General features: G+C 69.9%; 5 protein-coding genes and 1 pseudogene. 2 read left to right on the forward strand and 4 right to left on the reverse strand.

Annotated elements, in window-relative coordinates; translation table 11 throughout:
• Positions 1–243: SPOR domain-containing protein (locus AC1DZ6_RS20945; protein ID WP_477099064.1), on the forward strand; the 243-nt coding region annotated here is incomplete at its 5' end.
• A 6-nt stretch (positions 244–249) separates the two neighbouring features.
• Here the strand turns inward: AC1DZ6_RS20945 and AC1DZ6_RS20950 are convergent.
• A complete protein-coding gene (locus AC1DZ6_RS20950; protein WP_477099065.1) occupies positions 250–675 on the reverse strand; it encodes a J domain-containing protein in 426 nt (141 codons plus the stop codon).
• Between the two features lie 31 nt (positions 676–706).
• The gene (gene mipZ, locus AC1DZ6_RS20955) at positions 707–1,543 is read right to left on the reverse strand and encodes a division plane-positioning ATPase MipZ (RefSeq protein WP_477099066.1); all 837 of its coding nucleotides are present in this window, start codon (positions 1,541–1,543) and stop codon (positions 707–709) included.
• A gap of 180 nt (positions 1,544–1,723) precedes the next feature.
• Between mipZ and panC the strand changes: the two genes are divergently transcribed.
• A complete protein-coding gene (panC, locus tag AC1DZ6_RS20960; protein ID WP_477099067.1) occupies positions 1,724–2,596 on the forward strand; it encodes a pantoate--beta-alanine ligase in 873 nt (290 codons plus the stop codon).
• Between the two features lie 60 nt (positions 2,597–2,656).
• Here the strand turns inward: panC and AC1DZ6_RS20965 are convergent, their stop codons facing one another.
• Both AC1DZ6_RS20965 and AC1DZ6_RS20970 read right to left on the reverse strand, forming a co-directional pair.
• The gene (locus tag AC1DZ6_RS20965) at positions 2,657–3,058 is read right to left on the reverse strand and encodes a DUF1489 family protein (protein ID WP_477099068.1); all 402 of its coding nucleotides are present in this window, start codon (positions 3,056–3,058) and stop codon (positions 2,657–2,659) included.
• Positions 3,059–3,153: 95 nt separating this feature from the next.
• Positions 3,154–3,855, reverse strand: a pseudogene (locus AC1DZ6_RS20970) (acyl-CoA carboxylase biotin carboxyl carrier protein subunit); the annotation flags it as partial.

Consider the following 3,855-nt stretch of genomic DNA (forward strand, 5'->3'; position numbering starts at 1 on the left):
GCCAAGGGCGAATGGGGCGTGCAGGTCGGGGCGTTCAAGTCCAAGAGCCTGGCCAACGAACAGCTGATGCTGGTCCGCTCGCGCTTCGCCAAGTTCGTGGCCGACGCCGAGGGCGCGGTCGAAGGCGCCGCCAGCAGCACCTTCCGGGCCCAGTTCCAGGGCCTGAGCGCCGAAGCCGCCCGCGGAGCCTGCCAGGCGATCACCGCCAAGCGCCAGCCCTGCATGGTCCTGGCGCCGCGCTAGTCGCTGCTATTTTCCGTCGAGAAGCCGGTCCCGCGCGGCGTTGAGCTGCGCGGCCAGACCCGCCGTGCCGCCCTTGTCGGGATGGGCCATGCGGATCAGGCGCGCATAGGCCGCCTGGATCTCGGCCTTGGACGCGTCGGCGCCCACGCCCAGGATCGAACGCGCCTCGGTGAGGCTGGGCCCGCCCTCGGCCTTGCTCGCCTTGCGGACCGACGGCCGCTGGCGCGCGGTCGTGGCGCTCCAGGCGCCGATCACCAGCAGGACGATGGACACCGGCCACTCGCTGCGCACCCCGGCATAGGCCGCGCCGGCGAAGGCCATCAGCGCCGTGACGCCCGCGCCGATCCGCCAGCCGTCGCCCTTCAGCACGCGCGTGGCGCGTCCCGACAAGACGAACAGCAGGATCGCCCCGCCCAGCAGCAGATAGAACATGGAGCGTCAGTCCCCGACGCCGCCCGTCACTCTATTGAGCGGCGAGCAGAGTTTCCCCGGAATAGGCCGAAAGGCCAAGGGAATGCATCAGGGCCCGCAGTTCCTGGCGCGCGGCCAGGTGCTGCAACGACACCGGAACGGGGCGCACCTGCGGCGACAGGTCGGCGATGGTCAGGCCGAACGGGAACAGCTCGCGATAGATGACCCGGTCGCGCAGGCCGGGACCCATGCGGAAGCCGACCCGCTTGGACAGGGCCGTCAGCCGGTCCTCGACGCGCTTGCGGTTGCGGGCCTCGGTGGTGGCCAGACGGTTGCGTAGCACCACCCAGTCCAGGGCCTGGCGCTGGCCCGACAGGGCGCGGGCCTTGCGGGCCTCCCAGACGGTCAGGGAATAGAGGCTGGGCTTCTGCAGTTCCATGGTCACCGGATCGACGTGGCCCAGCATGTCGAAGTCGACGAAGCTGTCGTTCATCGGCGTGACGATCAGGTCGGCCAGGCCGTGGGCCATGCGCGAAATGGCGGTGTCGCCGCCGGGGGTGTCGATCAGCACGAAGTCGGCGGCTTCCCGCGCCGCGAGGAAGGCGGCTTCGAACTTGATCACCTGATCGGCTTCCGAACCGGCGGCCAGGGCGACGTCGTCTTCGCTCAGCCGAAACTGCAGCGGCTGGGGCAGGGTCACGTTGTTGCCGGCCACCCAGGCGGCGCGGTTCTCGAAGAACCGCATCGAGGTGCACTGGCGCAGGTCGAGGTCCAGCAACGCGACCTTGGCGCCGCCGTACAGCAGCGCGGTGGCGAGGTGAACGGCGATGGTGGACTTGCCCGCCCCGCCCTTCTCGTTGCCCACGACGATGACACGCGTTTCAGCCATGCCTTCTTTCCTTCTTTTCGCCCGACTCGGCGAACTCAATGAAAGATTAACACGGAGGAGACCTCCTGAGGGGACGCCACGTCAATCCCGGGGCCGGTTCCCTGTGGACCCATTGTCGCAGGTGGACGCCCCGACCTGCGTCGGTCATAAGCCAACGCCTGTTCGAGACGGGAGTTCGCCGTGGCCCACCAGACCCCTGGCAAGACGCCGAAAATCGTCCGCACCGTCGCTGACCTGCGCGCCCAGGTCGGCGCCTGGAAGGCGGCCGGCGACCGCGTGGCGCTGATCCCGACCATGGGCGCCCTGCACGAGGGGCACCTGTCGCTGATCGCACTGGGCCAGACCCGCGCCCAGCGCACCGTGGCCAGCGTCTTCGTCAATCCCAAGCAGTTCGCCCCGCACGAGGACTTCGACTCCTATCCGCGCGGCGAGGCCCGCGACGCCGAGCTGCTGGCGGGCGTCGGCTGCGACCTGCTGTTCGCGCCGAATGTCGACGAGATGTACGCTCCGGGCTTCTCGACCACGATCAACCTGACCGGCGTCTCCGAGCCGCTGGAGGGCGCGGCGCGGCCGCAGTTCTTCGGCGGGGTGGCCACGGTGGTGACCAAGCTGCTGATCCAGTCCCAGGCCGACGTCGCGATCTTCGGCGAGAAGGACTACCAGCAGCTCCAGGTCATCAAGCGGGTGGTTCGCGACCTGGACATTCCGGTCGAGATCGTCGGCGCCCCCACCGCCCGGGCCGAGGACGGCTTGGCCCTGTCCTCGCGCAACGCCTATCTGACGCCCGAGGAACGCGCCGCCGCCGTGGTCCTTCCGAACGCGATGAAGGCCGCGGCCAAGGCCGTGGCGGCCGGCGGCCGGATCGACGAGGCCGAAGCCCAGGCCAAGGCCGCCCTGGCCGCCGCCGGCTTCCGCCAGGTGGACTATGTCGACATCCGCGAGGCCGGCGACCTGTCGCGCCTGGGACCGGGCCCGATCGGCGCCGCGCAAGGCCGCATCCTGGTGGCTGCGTGGCTGGGCAAGACCCGGCTGATCGACAACATGGCTGTCTAGCTCAAGCCCCTTGAACCCGCTCATCCCGGCGAAGGCCGGGATGAGCGGGTTATGGGGTTATCACCAAGCCCCCAGTTCGCGCAGCTGGCGCGCCAGCTCCAGCGGCATGTCGGCGGCCTCGCCTTCGGTCAGGTCGGCCGGGACGTCCTCGTGTTTGAGGTAGCGCCAGCCCTGGAATGGACGGCGCGGGGTCGGGACCACGCGGACGAGGTTGGGATCAACGGTCACTTCGCAGCGCGACTCCCGGCCCTCGCCGACCGTGTCGATCTTCAGGATGGTCTGGCGGCAGACGATCTGGCCCTTCATCACCCGGTACAACGAGCCGCCGTCCAGCACCTCGTCGATGCGCTTGGGGGTCATGCGGGTGTGCATGATCCACGGACGGTCGGCCTCGGCGTGCCAGGCGACCAGTTCCTCGATGTTGTCGCAACCGACGACCAGCTTGATGATGTGCAGAGGCATGGCGCGTACTTAGGGCCGACCGTCGCCTGAGGAAAGAGCGACGATGAGGCGATTGGGGACATGCCCATGGGCACGTCCCCGTCCGTGCGATGGACCTAGGACGCGACGGCCAGGGCCGGCTCCAGCCGGGCCAGCACCACGCCTTCGCTGACCTGGCCGCCGGCGACGGCCGACAGCTCGGCCACCACGCCGTCGAACGGCGCGGCCAGGGCGTGCTCCATCTTCATGGCCTCCAGCGTCAGCAGGGTCTGCCCCTTGACGACGGTYTGGCCGGCTTCGACGGAGACGGAAACGATCTTGCCCGGCATCGGCGACAGGATCGCGCCGTCCGACGCCGCGACATGGGCCGCGCCGACCTTCGCGGCGAAGTCGAACTCGCGAACGTCGCCGCCCTCGAACACATAGAGCGGAKCCTCGCCGAACGTGCCCGGCAGGACGTCCACGTCGTCCAGCGGCCGGTCGTCCTCGACCGTGATGTCCCACGACCAGTCGTCGCCGGTTCCGCCGGCCAGGGCGACGCGCAGCGGCACGACCTGGCCGTCGATGCTCATCGGCAGGTTCATCGCCGCGCGCGGGGCGCTCATCCGGAAGCCCAGCAGGCGCGACGGGGCGCTGGCCCAGACGTCCGCCCTGGGCTGGTCGGCCTCCATGAAGGCCTCCAGCCGCTGGCCGATCGCGGCCAGGGTCGGGGCGTCGGTGAAGGCGCGGTCGGTCAGCTCCTCCAGCCGGGCCTCGATGAAGCCCTGTCGATGGCGCCGTCGATGAAGTCCGGGTGGCTGGCGCACTTGGCCAGGAAG

This window comes from Caulobacter sp. P1_B12_2 (genome assembly GCF_056406675.1).